Here is a 16,311-nt window from a genome sequence, read left to right as displayed (position 1 = left end):
TAAAAGCAAATCCCCCCTGGCCCCCCTTTTGCAAAGGGGGGAACTGGTTCGCGGTGGGCGTGGTGGTGGCGCGGGTCGCGGGTGGTTACGTGGTTCGGTTGCGGTGTGCGCGATGGCGTTGCTCGGCAGTTGCTCGCATCGCGACGACGGGCGCGAACTGGTGCGGTTCTGGGCGATGGGCTACGAGGGCGAAGTCGTCACTCAGCTGATTCCGGAGTTCGAGCGGCGCAATCCCGGCATCCGGGTGGAAGTGCAGCAACTGCCGATCACCGCCGCGCACGAGAAGCTGCTGACCGCGTTCGCCGGCGATGCCTTGCCGGATGTGTGCGCGATCGGCAATACCTGGGTGTCCGAGTTCGCTTTGCTTGATGCCTTGATCCCGCTGGATGCGCGTCTGACCAAGACGCCGGGTTTGCAGAGTCGCGATTATTTCGCCGGCGCCTGGGACACCGGCGTGATCGGCGGCACCGTGTACGCGGTGCCGTGGTACGTGGAAACGCGCCTGCCGTTCTATCGCCAGGACCTGCTCAAGCAGGCCGGCATCGCCCGGCCGCCGCAGAGCTGGGACGAGTGGAAGGTCGCGATGGCGGCGATCAAGCGCGAAGTCGGTCCTGACCGCTATGCCGCGCTGCTGCCGCTCAACGAAGCCGAGCCGCTGTTGAACCTGGGCATCCAGTCGCCCGATCCGCTGCTGCGCGACGACGGACGCTACGGCAATTTCCGCAGCCCCGGGTTCAAGCGCGCGCTGACGTTCTATCGCGAAATCTTCGACAACCAGTGGGCGCCGCTGGCCAGCAACACCCAGATCGCCAATGTGTGGAACGAATTCGGCCGCGGCTATTTCAGCTTCTACGTCAACGGCCCCTGGAACATCGCCGAATTCAAGAAGCGCCTGCCGCCGGACCAGCAGGCCTCGTGGATGACCATGCCGCTGCCGGGCGAACATGGCCTGGGCGCCTCGGTCGCGGGCGGCGCGAGCTTCGTGCTGTTCCGCAGTTCCAAGCGCCAGGACGCGGCCTGGAAACTGATCTCGTATCTGTCCGAACCCGAGGTGCAGGTGCGTTTCCACGGCCTGACCGGCAACCTGCCGCCGCGGCGCGCGGCCTGGACCACGCCCGCCCTGGCCGACGACGTGTATGCGCGCGCGTTCCGCGATCAGCTCGAACGCGCGCGGCCGGCGCCGAAAGTGCCCGAGTGGGAGCGCATCGCGACCGAGATCAAACTGGTCGGCGAACAATTGGCCAACGGGCGGGTGAGCGTGGATCAGGCGGCCGAAGAGCTCGATCGCCGCGCCGACCGCATTCTCGAAAAGCGCCGCTGGATGCTCGATCACCAGACCCTCAAGCCGACGCAAGCGCCGGTCGCGGGCAACAAGGAGGGCGGATGAAACCGTCCACCGCCGGCTGGGTGTTCGCCGCGCCCGCATTGACCGTGATCGGTTTGTTCTTCGGCCTGCCAGTGCTGGCCGCGCTGGCGCTGAGCCTGACCGACTTCGACATCTACGCCTTGGCGCATATCGACAACCTGCGTTTCGTCGCCTTCGACAACTACATCAATCTGCTCAACAACCCGCTGTTCTGGCGCGCATTGGGCAACACGATGTATTTCGTCGTGGTCGGCGTGCCGCTGTCGATCGGCGTGTCGCTGGGCGCGGCCTTGCTGCTGCATTCCAAGCTCGGCTACTTCAAGCCGTTCTTCCGCACCGCGTTCTTCGCGCCGGTGGTGACCACGGTGGTCGCGGTCGCGGTGATCTGGCGCTATCTGTTCCATACCCGCTATGGACTGGTGAACTGGGCCTTGTCGTGGGCCGGGATCGATCCCATCGACTGGCTCGGCGACCCGCATTGGGCGATGCCGAGCATCATCCTGTTCGCGGTGTGGAAGAACTTCGGCTACAACATGATCATCTTCCTGGCCGGCTTGCAGGCGATCCCGGAAGACCTGTACGAAGCCGCGCGCATCGACGGCGCCAGTCATGGCAAGCAGTTCCGCTACATCACCTTGCCGATCCTCGGGCCGGTGCTGTTGATGGTCAGCATCCTGACCCTGGCCGGGTATTTCCAGCTGTTCGCCGAACCCTATGTCATCACCCAGGGCGGGCCGCTGCAGAGCACAGTCAGCGTGTTGTACCTGATGTACGAGGAAGGCTTCAAGTGGTGGAACCTCGGCAACGCCTCGGCGGTGGCGTTCCTGTTGTTCGTGTTGATGACCGTGGCGACCAGCGGCCTGATGTGGATCGCGCGCCGCAAGGGGGTCGAATGAATCGCGACGGGATGCCGGCGTGGCTGGCGAAGGCGATCGTCAACGGCCTGCTGGTCGGCCTGGCCGCGCTGAGCCTGGCGCCGCTGCTGTGGATGTTCGCGGTGTCGCTGATGCAGCCCGGCGAGGCCAGCGCGTTCCCGCCGCCGCTGTGGTCGTCCAGCCCGACCTTGCACAACTACCACGAGTTGTTCGCGCGCATGGGCATGGGGCGCTACCTGTTCAACAGCTTCCTGATCTCGACCCTGGTCACGATCATCGCGGTGCTGCTCAACACCCTGGCCGGTTACGCCTTCGCCAAGCTCGACTTCGGCGAGCGCGAGCGGGTGTTCCGGGTGTTGCTCGCGGCGCTGGTGATTCCGGCGCAGGTGTCGATGATGCCGCTGTTCCTGATGCTCAAGCAGATGGGCCTGATCAACAGCTATGCCGGCGCGGTGGTGCCGGGCATGGCCGGCATCTTCGGCATTTTCCTGGTGCGCCAGTACGCGCGTTCGATTCCCGACGAATTGCTGGAAGCGCCGCGCATCGACGGCGCGGGCGAGTTGCGCATCTTCTTCCAGATCGTGCTGCCGGCGTTGCGGCCGATCCTGGTGACCCTGGCGATCTTCAGTTTCCTCGGCGCCTGGAACGATTTCATGTGGCCGCTCATCGTGCTCAGCGACGAGAACCTGCAGACCTTGCCGGTCGCGTTGGCGTCGCTGTCGCGCGAGCACGTGCAGGACAACGAGATGATGATGGCCGGCTCGGTGGTCACCGTGGTGCCGGTGCTGTTGCTGTTCCTGGTGCTGCAACGCCACTACCTGCAGGGCCTGCTGGTCGGCAGCGTCAAGGGTTGAACCGTCTGCCGCGATGATGCGGCGCGAACAAGGTGAGTGAACTCGATGTCGGAACGCTACTCTTCGGTCGTGGCGCGGATGGTCGCGGTACTGGGTCAAGCCGCTGCGTTGGCTGGATTGGCGCAGCATGACGCTGCAAGGTCTTTTGTGGGAGGGGCTTCAGCCCCGACGCTCTTGTCTGGGATCGCATCGCCTTTTGCCGGGCTCTTTGCGACGAAGTTCGATCCGCGGCGATCTGAGAGGAGAGCATCGGGCCTGAAGGCCCTCCCACAAAAGACTTCGGCGCTAGCGTCGTTTGTGTTGCCGCTGCTTGCGCTTGGCAGTGCAAGTGCGTTCGCGCAGAAGCCTCGTGTGCTCGACGACTTCGAATCCGCCAAGCCCTGGACGGTGGTGACCTCCAACCAGGTCACCGCGAGCCTGCGCCCGGTCGACGGCAGCCAGGGCCGCGCGCTGTGCCTGGACTACGACTTCAACGGCGTGTCCGGTTACGCCGGCCTGCAGCGCGAATTGCCGCTGGAGTATCCGGACAATTACCAGTTCGCGTTCCAGTTGCGCGGCGATTCGCCGGCCAACGATCTGCAGTTCAAGCTGGTCGACGCCAGCGGCGACAATGTGTGGTGGGTGAATCGGCCCAAGTACGAATATCCGAAGCAATGGACGCCGGTGGTCTACAAGCAGCGGCATATCAGCCGCGCCTGGGGCCCGGCGCCCGATCCGGTGCTGCGCAAGAGCGCCAAGCTCGAGTTCACCGTCTACAACAGCGCCGGCGGCAAGGGCTCGGTGTGCTTCGATCAATTGACCTTCCAGCCGCTCGCCAAGGACGACGGCTCGCCGTTGACCGGAAAGGTCGTCGCCACCACCACCGCCGAAGGCAGCCGCGCGGACTACGCGATCGACGGCGATCCGGCCACCGCCTGGCGCGCGGGTTTCGAAACCGATCCGGAGCCGTCGCTGACGCTCGACCTCGGCCGTGTGCGCGAGTTCGGCGGTGTGGTGCTGCGATGGGCCGACGACGAGTTCGCGTCCGACTACCGCATCGATCTGTCCGACGACGGCAAGCGTTGGCGCGAGAACGCCGGGCATGTCGATCACGGCGATGGCGGCACCGATCTGATCGCCTTGCCCGAGGCGCAGGCGCGCTATCTGCGCGTGGTGCCGATCCGCGGCCTCGGCCTGGGTTTCGGCCTGGCTGAGTTGAGCGTGCAGCCGCTCGCGTTCGCGGCCACGCCCAACGATTTCGTCAAGGAACTGGCCAAGCGCGCGCCGCGCGGCGACTATCCGCGCGGTTTCAGCGGCGAGCAACCGTACTGGACCATCGTCGGCACCGACGGCGGCCTGCAACAGGGATTGATCGGCGAGGACGGCGCGATCGAGGTCTACAAGGCGGGTTTCAGCGTCGAGCCGTTGCTGTTGCTTGAAGACGCGTCCGGACGCGAACTCAAGACCTGGGCCGACGTGGCGATCACCCAGAGCTTGCAGGACGGCTATCTGCCGATCCCGAGCGTGCATTGGGATGCCGGGGATCTGCAGTTGACCGTCACCGCGTTCTCGCCCGAATTCGAAGGGCGCGAGCAGATCGTCGCGCGCTACCGCGTGCAGAACACCGGCAAGCAGGCGCGAGCGCTGACCTTGGCGCTGGCGGTGCGGCCGTTCCAGGTCAATCCGCCGACCCAGTTCCTGAGCGCCACCGGCGGGGTCAGCCGCATTCGTCAGTTGCGTATCGACGTCGCCGACCAGACCGGCGATGGCATCGGCAATGGCCTGGCCACCGTCAACGGCAATCCCGGCGTGCAGTCGCTGACGCCGGTGGCGGGCGCGTTGGTGTCGAGCTTGCAAAGCGGGGACGTGGTCGGGCGCCTGCGTTCGGGGCCGATCGCGTCCGCCGCGACCCAGGTGGTCGATCCCGATGGCCTGGCGTCGGGTGCGATGTTGTATCCGATGCGTCTGGCCGCGGGCGAAAGCCGCGAGGTGTTCATCTTCATGCCGCAGGACCCGGGCGCGTCGCTGCCGAGCTTCGAGCCGGAGGACGCGATCAAGTGGCAGGCGGCGACCGCGCAGATGTGGCGCGACAAACTCGACCGGGTGAAGCTGCGCGTGCCGGCGGCCGGCCAGCACGTGGTCGACACCTTGCGCACCGGGCTGGCGCATATGCTGATCAGCCGCGAAGGCCCGCGTCTGCAACCGGGCACGCGCTCGTATGCGCGCGCGTGGATCCGCGACGGCGCGATGATCGGCGAGGGCCTGCTGCGCATGGGCCGCGAGGACGTGGCCGAGGATTTCCTGCGCTGGTACGCGCCGTATCAGTTCGAAAACGGCAAGGTGCCGTGCTGCGTCGACGACCGCGGCAGCGACCCGGTGCCCGAGAACGACAGCCACGGCGAATTGATCTTCACCGTCGCCGAGGTCTATCGCTACACCCGCGATCGCGAACTGCTCAAGGCGATGTGGCCGCATGTGCAAGGCGCGGTGCGCTACATGGACGAACTGCGGCTGAGCGAGCGCACCGACGCCAATCGCGCCTTGAATCCGGCGTTCTACGGCATGATGCCGGCCTCGATCAGCCACGAAGGGTATTCGGCCAAGCCGATGCATTCGTACTGGGACAATTTCTGGGCTTTGCGCGGTTACAAGGACGCAGTCGAGATCGCAACGTGGTTGGGTGAGGACGAGGCGGCCGAGGCCTACACCGCCTCGCGCGATCAGTTCCGCGACGATCTGTACCGTTCGATCGCATCGGCGACGCAGCAGCACGGTATCGACTACATCCCCGGCGCGGCCGAGCTCGGCGATTTCGATGCGACCTCGACCACGATCGCGCTCGCGCCCGGCGGCGAGCAGGGCTTGCTGCCGCCGACCTTGTTGAACAACACCTTCGAGCGCTACTGGAAGGAATTCGTCGATCGCCGCGACGGGCGCCGTGAGTGGAAGGACTACACGCCGTACGAGTTGCGCACGATCGGCAGTTTCGTCCGCTTGGGCTGGCGCGATCGCGCCCACGAGGCGCTGGACTTCTTCTTCAAGGATCAGCAGCCGCGCGGCTGGAACCAGTGGGCCGAGGTGGTCTCGCGCACGCCGCGTAAGCCGTTCTTCGTCGGCGATCTGCCGCATGCCTGGGTCGAGTCGGACTATGTGCGCTCGGCGCTGGACATGTTCGCCTACACCCGCGATGTCGATCAGTCGCTGGTGATCGCGGCCGGCGTGCCGGCGGCGTGGCTGGACGGCGAGGGCGTGTCGGTCGAGGCCTTGCGCACGCCGTACGGCGCGCTGGGCTATCGATTCAAGCGCGAGGGCAAGCGCGTGTCGCTGGAGCTGTTGCCCGGTCTGCAACCGCCGCCGGGCGGGGTGATGGTGAAGTGGCCGTTCGATCGCGCACCGGGCAGGACCCGGGTCGATGGGGGCGAGCGTGCGTGGGTGGATGGCGAGTTGAAGATCGAGCGGGTGCCGGCGCGAGTGGTGGTGGAGATGGAGTAGGGCGGGCCCTCACCCCTTCCGCTCTCAGCTCTGCACTTCCTTCGGTCGCCGCAAGCGGGGGAGGGGGTATCGGCAAGCGGGAGGGGGTTTTGTTCGTCGTTATCGCCGCGAAAGCGGGGCTTCCTCGCGAAACACTGTGAAATTTCAGGGCGTCGGCCGACCCAGGCGGCCTTGTCGCATCACTCGCACCAATGCACATCCAGTCCGATGTCGCCGTCCATCCCGATCAACACCGGCCAGCGGCGTACGTCGCCGCCGGCGATGGCCTGACGGAACACCTCGCGCTTGGCCTTGCCCCGGATCAGCAGGAATCGTGACTGCGCATAGGCCAGGCCGGCGGGCGTCAGGCTGATGCGCTTGCTCCATTGCCGGGCGCCGGCCGCGGTGGTGGCGTCGACGGCGATGTAGGGCTGTTTCGACGCCAGCATGCGATCCAGGCCCGGCAGGCCGGGAAACAGCGACGCGGTGTGGCCGTCCTCGCCCATGCCCAGCACCGCCGCGCTGGCGCTCTGGCGCGCGTGCGCATTGGCGAAGGCGACCGCTTCCTCGAGGCTACGGCCCGGCGCGGTCAGGGATTCGAAACGCGCCGCGGCGGCGTTGTGGCGCAGCAGGTGCTGGCGGACCAGCCAGGCGTTGCTGTCGCGATCGTCGGGCAGCAGCCAGCGTTCGTCGACCAGGGCGATATCGACCCGCGCCCACTCCAGCGGCGCGCGCGACAGCGCGCGGTAGACCGGCGCCGGGGTGGTGCCGCCCGACAGCAGCAGGCGGGCGCGCGAACGCCGCGCGAGATCGCGCCGCAGTTCGGCCGCGATGGCCACCGCGCTGGCCCAGGTCCAGGTGTCGACGCTGCGATGCTCATGCCAGCGATACGGCGCGGCCTGCGGCTGGGCGGGATCGTGCGGGACGGGGGCGGAGTCGTCGAGCATCCGCGCATCGTCGCATGGCGTTGTTTAAGGCCGTGTCGTCGGGTTGGGGTGGTTGTCTGGCGATCTGAGCGGAAAGCGTCGGGGCTGAAGCCCCTCCCACAAAAGACCTCGCGGTGGTGCGGCGCCGTGTGCGGGAGATTTCATTCGACAACTCCAGGCGATTCATCCGACCCGACGGCGACGAGGCTGGAGGTCTTTTGTGGGAGGGGCTTCAGCCCCGATGCCTTTGTCTCAGACAAGGCAGTTGCTTCGCGACCTGAGCGAAGAGCATCGGGGCTCAAGCCCCCTCCCACAAAACACCTCGTGGCGACACGGCGCTGTGTGCGGGAGATCTCATTCGACAAACTCAGGCGATTTCGACAAGCCCAGTCGATACCTGCGGCCCGACGGCGACGAGGCTGGAGGTCTTTTGTGGGAGGGGCTTCAGCCCCGATGCCTTAGCGAAAAGCATCGGGGCTCAAGCCCCTCCCACAGAGACCTCGTGTTGGCGCGGCGCCTCAACCTGCGCTGATCTCGCGCGCAGGCGCCGCCACCGGCGCGCGCTGCGCCGCCAGCGCCGCCGCGCCGAGCAGGCCCGGTTGCGCATGGGTCACCGCCAGGGTCGGCACCCGCGCCATGGTCGGCGAGAACCGGCCCTTGTGTTCGAAACGCTGGCGGAAACCCGAATGCGCCAGCCACGGCATCAGCTTGGGCACCAGGCCGCCGGGCAGGAACACGCCGTCCCAGGCGCCCAGGGTCAGCACGAGATCGCCCGCGGCGGCGCCGAACACGGCGCAGAACACGTCGATCGCGCGCAGGCAGCGCACGTCGCCTTCGCGCGCCATCGCGGTGATGTCCTGCGGCTGCAAGGGGCCGGGGTCTTCGCCGGCGATCTGGCTCAGCGCGCGGTGCAGGTTGACCAGGCCGCTGCCGCTGAGCAGGCGCTCGTTGGAGACCCGGCCGAATTCGCCCGACAGGCGCTGCAGCACTTCGATTTCCTCCGGTGTGCCCGGAGCGAAGCTGACGTGGCCGCCTTCGGTCTGCAGCGGGTAATAGCGGCCGTCGCGGCGCAGCAGCGCGCCCACGCCCAGGCCGGTGCCGGCGCCGATGATCGCGTAGGTGCGATCGCCGTCGCCGCTCCAGCCGTTCCAGCGCACGCCGCCGATCGGCACCACGTCGGACGGTTGCAGCAGCGACACGGCCATCGCCTGCGCGGCGAAATCGTTGACCAAGCGAAGCTGCGTCAGCCCCAGAGCGATCCGGGTCCGTTCGGCCGAGATCACCCACGGGTGATTGGTGATTCGCGCCTCGTCGCCATCCACGCGCCCGGCCACCGCGAACACGCCATCGCTCGGACTCGCGCCGATGCGGTCGAGGTAATGCCGCGCGGCGTCGGCCAACGATGGAAAGTCGGCGACCGAAAAAACCTGCACGCTGTCGGGCAACAGCGCCGGCACGCTCGGATCGGACGAGGCGAGGGCGAAGCGGGCATTGGTGCCGCCGATGTCCGCCAGCAACGCGCCGCTCATGCCGAGCCTCCGCCGGACTTGTAGCCATTGGTCGGCGGCAGGAAGCGTTCGGCCTCGGCCGGGCCCCAGGAGCCGGCCGGATAATCCAGCGCGGGTTGTTCGGTCTGGCTCCAGGCGTTCTCGATGCTGTCGATCCACTGCCACGCCGCTTCGACTTCGTCGTCGCGCACGAACAGGGTCTGGTTGCCGCGCAGCGCATCCACCAGCAGACGTTCGTAAGCGATGCGCCGCTGCGGCGAGCCCGACATCGACAGGTCCAGCGACATCGGCTTGAGCTCCATCGCGCCCCATTCGGGCGCGGCGAGGCTGCCCATCAGGCCCAGTTCGATGGTTTCGTCGGGTTGCAGGCGCATGCGCAGGCGGTTGGGGCGTTCGCGGCCGCGGCGCGGGCGTTCGAACAGCCAGTGCGAGGTCGGACGGAACGAGACCACCACCTCGGTCGCGCGTTCGGCCAACCGTTTGCCGGTGACCAGGCGGAACGGAACACCCGCCCAGCGCCAGTTGTCGATATACGTCTCCACCGCGACGAAGGTCTCGACCGTGGATTCATGCACGAAGCCCTTGACCGCGCGGCCCTCGACCACGCCGGCGCCGTAGCGGCCGCGCACGGTGCGGGTGGCGACGTCGTCGCGGGTCATCGGCCGCAGCGCGCGCAGCACCTTGCGCTTCTCGTCGCGGATGCTGTCGGCGTCGAGCACGGCCGGCGGTTCCATCGCGATCAGCGCGAGCAGTTGCAGCATGTGGTTCTGGACCATGTCGCGCAGCGCGCCGTAGCCGGCGTAATAGCCTTCGCGGCCGTCGACGCCGGCGGTCTCGGCGACCAGGATGTCGACCGATTCGATCCAGCGGTGTTCCCACACCGCTTCCAGCAAGGTGTTGCCCAGGCGCAGCGCGAGCAGGTTCTGCACCGCCGCCTTGCCCAGGTAGTGATCGATGCGGAAGATCCGCGATTCGTCCAGGCAGGCGCGCAGCGCGGCGTTGATCTCGCGCGCCGAGGCCAGGTCGCGGCCGATCGGTTTTTCCAGCACCAGCCGCGATTCGCCCTCCAGCAGGCCGGCCGCCTTGAGGCCGTTGGCGCAATGCACGAACAGGTCCGGCGGCGTGGCCAGGTAGCTCACGCTCGGCCGGTCGGCGTACTTCGACAGCGCCGCGGCGATCGCCGCCTCGTCGCGCAGATCGACCGAGACGTAGGCGATCTTGGACAGCAAGTCTTCCACCAGCGCCGGATCGTCGGCGACCTCGCCGGCCATGTGCTCGCTCAGCCAGGCGCGGAACTCGTCGTCGGACAGCTCCTGACGGCCGACCGCGACGATGCGCAGCCCGGCCGGCAGCAGCCGATCGCGCCACAGATGGACCAGCGACGGAAACAGATAGCGCTGGGAGAGATCGCCGGTGGCGCCGAACAGCAGCAGGGTGTCGTGCATGGAACCGCGAGCTCTGAGAGTGGGGGAAACAGCGATCGAGCGCGGCAATTGCGTTCGGTCGTGCGCCGGGAAGGGCTCCCGGCTCGGGCCCCAAGCATATCGCCGCTCGGGGTCGGGGCGAGTATTCGTTGTTATGGATGTCGGTTGGTGCGGGGTTTGGGGTTGTCGGGGGTATCGGTCTTGCTGGGTTTGGGGCGAGGTAAGGGGCGGCAATGTGTAGTGGAGCGGTCGGGTTGACGTTATGGCGGCGAGGCCATCAGTGCTTCAGCCGCGAACCACCAGTTCGTCATTCCCGCGAACGCGGGCTCCGCTTTACTTCGGCGGAGCCGAATATCCAGTGTCTTTGTCGCGACCTGCACGAAAGTCGCTGGATCCCCGCGTTCGCGGGGATGACGTTCCTTGGGGTTGCGCTATCGAGCGTCGGATTCGCTATGTCCCGACTTCCGAACCTCGAACCAAGAATTCCGAACCTCGAACCTCGAACCTCGAAACCCAAATCCCGAATCCCAAATCCCAAATCCCAAATCCCAACTCAAGGCAACGGTTCTTCCAGGAACTTGCCGTTGCTGGCGATCACCTTCGAATACCAGCGCGCACTATCCTTCGGCGTGCGGTCCTGGGTGGCGTAGTTCACATGCACCACGCCGAAGCGCTTGGAGTAGCCCAGCGACCACTCCAGGTTGTCCAGCAGCGACCACACCATGTAGCCGCGGATGTCGCAGCCGGCCTGGATCGCGTCGTGGATCGCGCCGATGTGCTTTTGCAGGTAGTCCATGCGCAGCGGATCGCGCACCCGGCGCTCGCCGCTCGCATCGGGCTCGGCCACCGGCGGATCGAAGAACGCCGCGCCGTTCTCGGTGATGTACATCGGGATGTCGCCGTAGCGGTCCTTGACCCAGGTCAGGGTGTCGGTCAGGCCCTGCGGGAACACTTCCCAGCCGGTCTCGGTGTAGGTGCCCGACGGCTGCCGCACCACGCCGGTGTTGAGCGGGTAGCTGACCGCGTCCTTGGTGACGCTGCGGGTGTAGTAGTTGACGCCGATGAAGTCGAGCTTCTGCTTGATCAGGTCGAAATCGGCCTGCGGCCATTCCGGCCAGGCCTCGCCGAAGATCTCGCGCAGTTCCGGCGGATAGGTGCCGAGCAGGGCGGGGTCGAGGTATTGCTCGTTCATGTAGGCGTGCGCGCGCTTGACCGCGGCGGCGTCTTCGACCGAATCGGTGGCCGCGTACTTGGGCTCGATGTTCACCACCAGCCCGATCTCGTGCTTGCCTTGCGCGCGATAGGCCTGCACCGCCGCGCCGTGCGCGCGCATCAGGTTGTGCGAGGCGATCGGCGCTTCGAAACGGCTGCGGTGGCCCGGCGCGAGCGCGCCGTGCAGATAGCCGCCGTCGGTGATCACCCACGGCTCATTGAGCGTGACCCACTTCTTGACCCGGCCGTCGAGCGCGCGGTACATGACCTGGCCGTACTCGGCGAACCAGTCGGCGCAGTCGCGGTTGAGCCAGCCGCCGCGGTCGTCGAGCGCGGCCGGCATGTCCCAGTGGTACAAGGTCAGCAGCGGTTCGATGCCGTTGGCCAGCAGTTCGTCGACCAGGCGCGAGTAGAAATCCAGGCCGGCCTGATTCACCCGGCCGGTGCCCTCGGGCAGGATGCGCGACCACGAGACGCTGAAGCGATACGCCTGCAGGCCCAGCGACTTCATCAATGCGACGTCTTCCTTCCAGCGTCGATAGTGGTCGCAGGCCACATCGCCGGTGTCGCCGTTGAGGGTCATGCCCGGGGTGTGGGCGAAGCGGGTCCAGATGCTGGGACCGGCGCCGTCGGCCATCGGCGAGCCTTCGATCTGGTGCGCGGCGGTGGCGGCGCCCCAAAGAAAGCCGTTCGGGAAGGTGCGGTCGGCGGCAAAGCGTGAATCGGTCATTCGTCGTGGCCTCCGGAGCCAATCGAATTGGAAGCGGGCGTGCATGAAAACGGTTACATGGCAGAATAGCCCAGGGCGGGCACAAATGCATCGCCTCGATCGCATTGTCGGGAGAATTCATGGCGAAGGTCACTCTGCAGCAGCTGCGCAAGGTCTATCCGAACGGTTACGTCGGCGTCGCCGACGCCAGTTTCGAGATCGACGACGGCGAGTTGCTGGTGCTGGTCGGCCCGTCGGGCTGCGGCAAATCCACCTTGTTGCGCATGGTCGCGGGGCTGGAGTCGATCAGTTCGGGCGAGCTGCGCATCGGCGAGCGGGTGGTCAACGACATGCCGCCGAAGGACCGCGACATCGCCATGGTGTTCCAAAGCTATGCGCTGTATCCGCACATGACCGTGGCCGAGAATCTCGGCTTCGGCCTGAAACTGCGCGGCGCGGGCAAGGCCGAGATCGCCGAGCGGGTCAAGGCGGCGGCGGCGACGCTCGAACTGGAATCGCTGCTGGACCGCAAGCCGGCCGCGTTGTCGGGCGGGCAGCGCCAGCGCGTGGCGCTGGGGCGCGCCTTGGTGCGCAAGCCGCAGGTGTTCTTGCTCGATGAGCCGCTGTCCAACCTCGACGCCAAGCTGCGCATGACCATGCGGGTCGAGATCGCGCGCCTGCATCGGCAGCTCGAGACCACGATGATCTACGTCACCCACGATCAGGTCGAAGCGATGACCCTGGGCCATCGCATCGTGGTGATGAAGGACGGCAAGATCCAGCAGATCGACACGCCGATGGCGCTGTACAACCGGCCGGTCAATCTGTTCGTGGCGACCTTCCTAGGCAGCCCGAAGATGAACACCTTGTGGGGCCAGGTGGTCGAACGCGAGAACGCCTTGTACCTGCGCATCGCCGACGGCGTGGAACTGCGCCTGCGGCCGGAAGGCGAACTGCTGGAAAAAGTGCGCGGCTACCTGGGCCGCGAACTCATGATCGGCCTGCGCCCGGAAGACATGCATCCGGCCGACGCCGGCCCGGACACCTTGCCGGCCAAGGTCGAGGTGGTCGAACCGGTCGGCAACGAAGCGTTCTTGAACCTGGGCTGCGGCGGCTGCGACCTGGTCGTGCGCTTGCCGCCGTTCCATTTGCCGAAGGTCGGCGATACGGTGCATCTGGCGTATTCGGCCGAGCGGATGCATTTCTTCGATCGGGAGAGTGAGTTGCGGTTGTAGGGATGGCGGTCGATGTGTGAGCGGTGCGGTTCGGGTTTGCCGCGTCACTTCCAGTCGTCATTCCCGCGAACGCGGGCTCTGCTTCACTTCGGCGAAGCCGAATATCCAGGGCTTTTCATGCGAGAACGCCCGAAGTCGATTCGTTCCAGTAGGGGCGCGATTACAGCCCCAGACGCATTCCCGACTGAAAGCCCTCCACCCCGAAACAGTGCAATCGGTCGCAGATTCACCTGCTGCGAAGCACGCGCCACTTTGCCGACCCGGCCTGCTGCCGATCGCCACACCGCCGGGCCGGGACCGCCTGATCGCCGCTCCGCCGCCGGCGCAAACCCGGCATTCGAATGCGCACAAACATCTCAGCGCCAAGTCATGGAACGGCACACGAGTTGAGTCTTGTCGCCAATTGCGTGCAAACTCCGATCTCGTGTTCCGGCACATCGCAGCGCAGTACGGAAGGGGAGCTATCCGTACAGTGGGTTCACCCACGAGCCAATGCTAGTGTGCCGGAGCCAGCGAAGGGACCCAGATGGACAGTCAATCCGTGACCGGCCGCCGTCGCCGTCATGCCGTGCCGCGTTGCGAACCGCATCGTTGGCAGGCGCATGCCCGCCACGCGCGCGCCCTGGCCGCGATGCTTGCCCTATTTGCCGCAACAGGATGTCAAACCGCCATGTCTACGTCCGCCGCCTCCAGTCCATCCGCCGCCGCGCAAACCGGCGCGGACACCTCGGCCCAGTGGCCGCTGCGTTTCGAGCGTCACCGCTTCGGCGCCTACTGCTTCGATACCTACGGTTGCCGCATCGTCTATCACGGCTTTCCGCACGGTAAGCCCGACGAAAGCAAGCTCAGCGCCTCGACCGCGTCGTTCGGCGCCGATTACCAAAGCCTGATGAAGGCCGGCCACATCGACATCGTCAACTTCCCGCCGCCGGCCGAGGTCAGCTGGCGTTCGAAGGATCAAAGCGAGCACAGCGCGCGCATCGACATCGGCGAGATCTTCAAGGACCGGCTGGTGCGGCATGAGGCCGCGCGTGAGGACATCGCGCCGGGCATCAGCATCGGTGATCCGGAAATCATCCTGGAAGTCGACGACCGCACCATCAATGTCTACATGCGCAGCTTCATTCCGTTGAAAGCGCCGCGCGATCCGGGCAACGCCAACAGCGATTACCGCGCCGACCTGATCAAGGTTTTCAGCCAGACCTACTGAGCCGCAGCCCCGAGCCGCAGCACCCGGCAGTATCACAACCGCAGCGCTAAGGAGAGTTTGCGATGGGCGGCGAAAAGAATCCGGACGGCGTCAAGACCTATCCCGCCGACCAGCACGACCTCGACAGCTACGTGCAGGCCAGCGGCCAGTTGTCGCAACTGCGCGCGCCGGTGTTGCTCGATTCCAACGATCCGCATGCGCGCCTGTTCGTCGCCGCCTTCGACGGCACCGGCAACAGCATGTACAAGGACGACCCGAAGAACCACACCAACGTGGCCGGGGTCGTGCAGCAACTCGAAGCCGGTATGCACCGCAACATCGGCTACGGCTACGTGGAAGGCCCGGGCACCCAGGACGGCTGGCTCAAGAGCACGCGCGACCAGATGAGCGGGCGCACCTTCGAGCCGCGCGTGGAGCAGATGTACCGGCAGTTCACCGAGCAGTCCAAGCAGTGGCTCGACCAGGACCCGAAGGCGCAGATCAACGTGGCCGGGATCGGTTTCAGCCGCGGCGCCGAGCAGGAGGCCGCGTTCGCGCGGCTGGTCCACGAGCGCGGCATCCAGGACCCGAGCGGCGCGACCTACAGCAAGGACAAGGACGGCAACATCACCGGCGTGGAGTTCAGCAAGCCGCCGCTGGTGGCGCCGGGGCAGGTGCCGCAGGCGGTCGGCCTGTTCGATCCGGTCGGCACCGGCGAGCCGCGCAATCACGACCGGCGCCTGCCGCCGTCGGTGATGTCGGCGTTCCAGATCACCGCCGAGGACGAACGTCGCGACCTGTTCAAGTCGACCAGCATCCTGCGCGAAGGGTTCAGCGAGGACAAACGCTTCCTCAATGTCACCGTCGGCGGCGCGCACAGCAACATCGGCGGCAGCTACGAGCTCAACGGCCTGTCGATCCGCAGCGGCAACCTGATGACCGATTACCTCAACGGGCTCAGCGACAAGCCGTTCCTGGACAAGCGCGCCGAACCGCAGGACCCGTCGCTCAACGTCGTGCATCGCTCCGACAAACACCAGTTCTTCTACACCACCCGCGATTTCCGCGACGGCCAGCGCGACCACACCGACATCGTCGCGAGCAAGCAGCAGGTCAAGGATCACTCGGTCGCCGATCCGACCCGCAAGGAACCGATCGACGAGCGCATGGACGGCCGCTTCGAGCGCCGGCCGGTGCCGATCGGCGACACCCCGGGCAGACCGGCGTCGCCGCAAGCGGCCGTGCAGGAAGGCAGCGATATCGACCGCACTTTCGCCCGCCTGGCCGAGGCCGCGCGCAATCGCGACGACGGTGCGTTCCGCGCCGCGGCGCAGGACCACGCGCGTTCCGACGCCGGCCAGAGCTGGTTGCAGAACGGACGCGAGCAATACCAGCAGATGAAGGCCGAACAGGCGCAGGCGGCGCCGCAGCAACAACAGCAGGCCCAGCCGCAACAACAGCAACAGCAACAAGCGCAGCCGCCGCAACAGCAGCAACAACCGCCGCACCAGCAGCAACCGCCCAGCATGCAGCCGCGCATGCCGGGCCAGTAACCCTGACGGA

Annotated in this window: 12 protein-coding genes; 7 read left to right on the top strand and 5 right to left on the bottom strand. The window is 66.6% G+C overall.

The window, feature by feature from the left end; genetic code table 11:
* Window positions 1–112 precede the first annotated feature (112 nt).
* The 3 genes from KME82_RS13955 to KME82_RS13945 are packed head-to-tail and all read left to right on the top strand — an operon-like array spanning window position 113 to window position 3,095.
* Window positions 113–1,387: a sugar ABC transporter substrate-binding protein gene (locus KME82_RS13955; RefSeq protein ID WP_215494589.1), complete on the top strand. Its 1,275-nt coding sequence runs from the start codon at window positions 113–115 to the stop codon at window positions 1,385–1,387.
* On the top strand, window positions 1,384–2,262 hold the full coding sequence (locus KME82_RS13950) for a carbohydrate ABC transporter permease (RefSeq protein WP_215494588.1): 879 nt from the start codon (window positions 1,384–1,386) through the stop codon (window positions 2,260–2,262). Before KME82_RS13955 ends, KME82_RS13950 begins: the two co-directional genes overlap by 4 nt.
* Window positions 2,259–3,095 carry a carbohydrate ABC transporter permease gene (locus tag KME82_RS13945; RefSeq protein WP_215494587.1) on the top strand — a complete coding sequence of 279 codons (837 nt, stop codon included), beginning with the start codon at window positions 2,259–2,261 and terminating at the stop codon, window positions 3,093–3,095. Before KME82_RS13950 ends, KME82_RS13945 begins: the two co-directional genes overlap by 4 nt.
* Here KME82_RS13945 and KME82_RS27120 read toward each other — a convergent pair.
* Window positions 3,085–3,345 (bottom strand): hypothetical protein, encoded by a 261-nt coding sequence (locus tag KME82_RS27120; RefSeq protein WP_430538725.1) that lies wholly within the window; start codon window positions 3,343–3,345, stop codon window positions 3,085–3,087. The two genes, KME82_RS13945 and KME82_RS27120, sit on opposite strands and share 11 nt — an antisense overlap.
* 56 nt (window positions 3,346–3,401) lie before the next feature.
* Here KME82_RS27120 and KME82_RS13940 point away from each other — a divergent pair, with 56 nt between their 5' ends.
* Window positions 3,402–6,566, top strand: coding sequence for a discoidin domain-containing protein (locus tag KME82_RS13940; protein ID WP_215499074.1), 3,165 nt, complete (start codon window positions 3,402–3,404; stop codon window positions 6,564–6,566).
* A gap of 179 nt (window positions 6,567–6,745) precedes the next feature.
* On the opposite strand, the gene pgl is transcribed toward KME82_RS13940, so the two are convergent.
* The 4 genes from pgl to KME82_RS13920 form a co-directional block, all read right to left on the bottom strand.
* A complete protein-coding gene (gene pgl / locus KME82_RS13935; RefSeq protein WP_215494586.1) occupies window positions 6,746–7,492 on the bottom strand; it encodes a 6-phosphogluconolactonase in 747 nt (248 codons plus the stop codon).
* Between the two features lie 497 nt (window positions 7,493–7,989).
* Window positions 7,990–9,000, bottom strand: a complete 1,011-nt coding sequence (glk, locus tag KME82_RS13930; RefSeq protein WP_215494585.1) for a glucokinase — start codon at window positions 8,998–9,000, stop codon at window positions 7,990–7,992.
* A complete protein-coding gene (gene zwf / locus KME82_RS13925) occupies window positions 8,997–10,424 on the bottom strand; it encodes a glucose-6-phosphate dehydrogenase (RefSeq protein WP_215494584.1) in 1,428 nt (475 codons plus the stop codon). Before zwf ends, glk begins: the two co-directional genes overlap by 4 nt.
* Before the next feature lie 532 nt (window positions 10,425–10,956).
* Entirely contained in the window at window positions 10,957–12,345 is a 1,389-nt protein-coding gene (locus KME82_RS13920; protein WP_215494583.1) for a GH1 family beta-glucosidase, read from the bottom strand.
* Between the two features lie 119 nt (window positions 12,346–12,464).
* Here KME82_RS13920 and KME82_RS13915 point away from each other — a divergent pair, with 119 nt between their 5' ends.
* From KME82_RS13915 to KME82_RS13905, 3 genes are all read left to right on the top strand, one after another.
* On the top strand, window positions 12,465–13,559 hold the full coding sequence (locus KME82_RS13915) for an ABC transporter ATP-binding protein (RefSeq protein ID WP_215494582.1): 1,095 nt from the start codon (window positions 12,465–12,467) through the stop codon (window positions 13,557–13,559).
* Window positions 13,560–14,229: 670 nt separating this feature from the next.
* Window positions 14,230–14,769, top strand: a complete 540-nt coding sequence (locus KME82_RS13910) for a hypothetical protein (protein WP_215494581.1) — start codon at window positions 14,230–14,232, stop codon at window positions 14,767–14,769.
* A 62-nt stretch (window positions 14,770–14,831) separates the two neighbouring features.
* Window positions 14,832–16,301 carry a T6SS phospholipase effector Tle1-like catalytic domain-containing protein gene (locus KME82_RS13905; RefSeq protein ID WP_215494580.1) on the top strand — a complete coding sequence of 490 codons (1,470 nt, stop codon included), beginning with the start codon at window positions 14,832–14,834 and terminating at the stop codon, window positions 16,299–16,301.
* Window positions 16,302–16,311 lie beyond the last annotated feature (10 nt).

This window comes from Lysobacter capsici (genome assembly GCF_018732085.1).
In the GTDB taxonomy this organism is placed as follows: Bacteria; Pseudomonadota; Gammaproteobacteria; order Xanthomonadales; family Xanthomonadaceae; genus Lysobacter; species Lysobacter capsici_A.
This window is presented reverse-complemented; position numbering and strand designations above follow the sequence as displayed.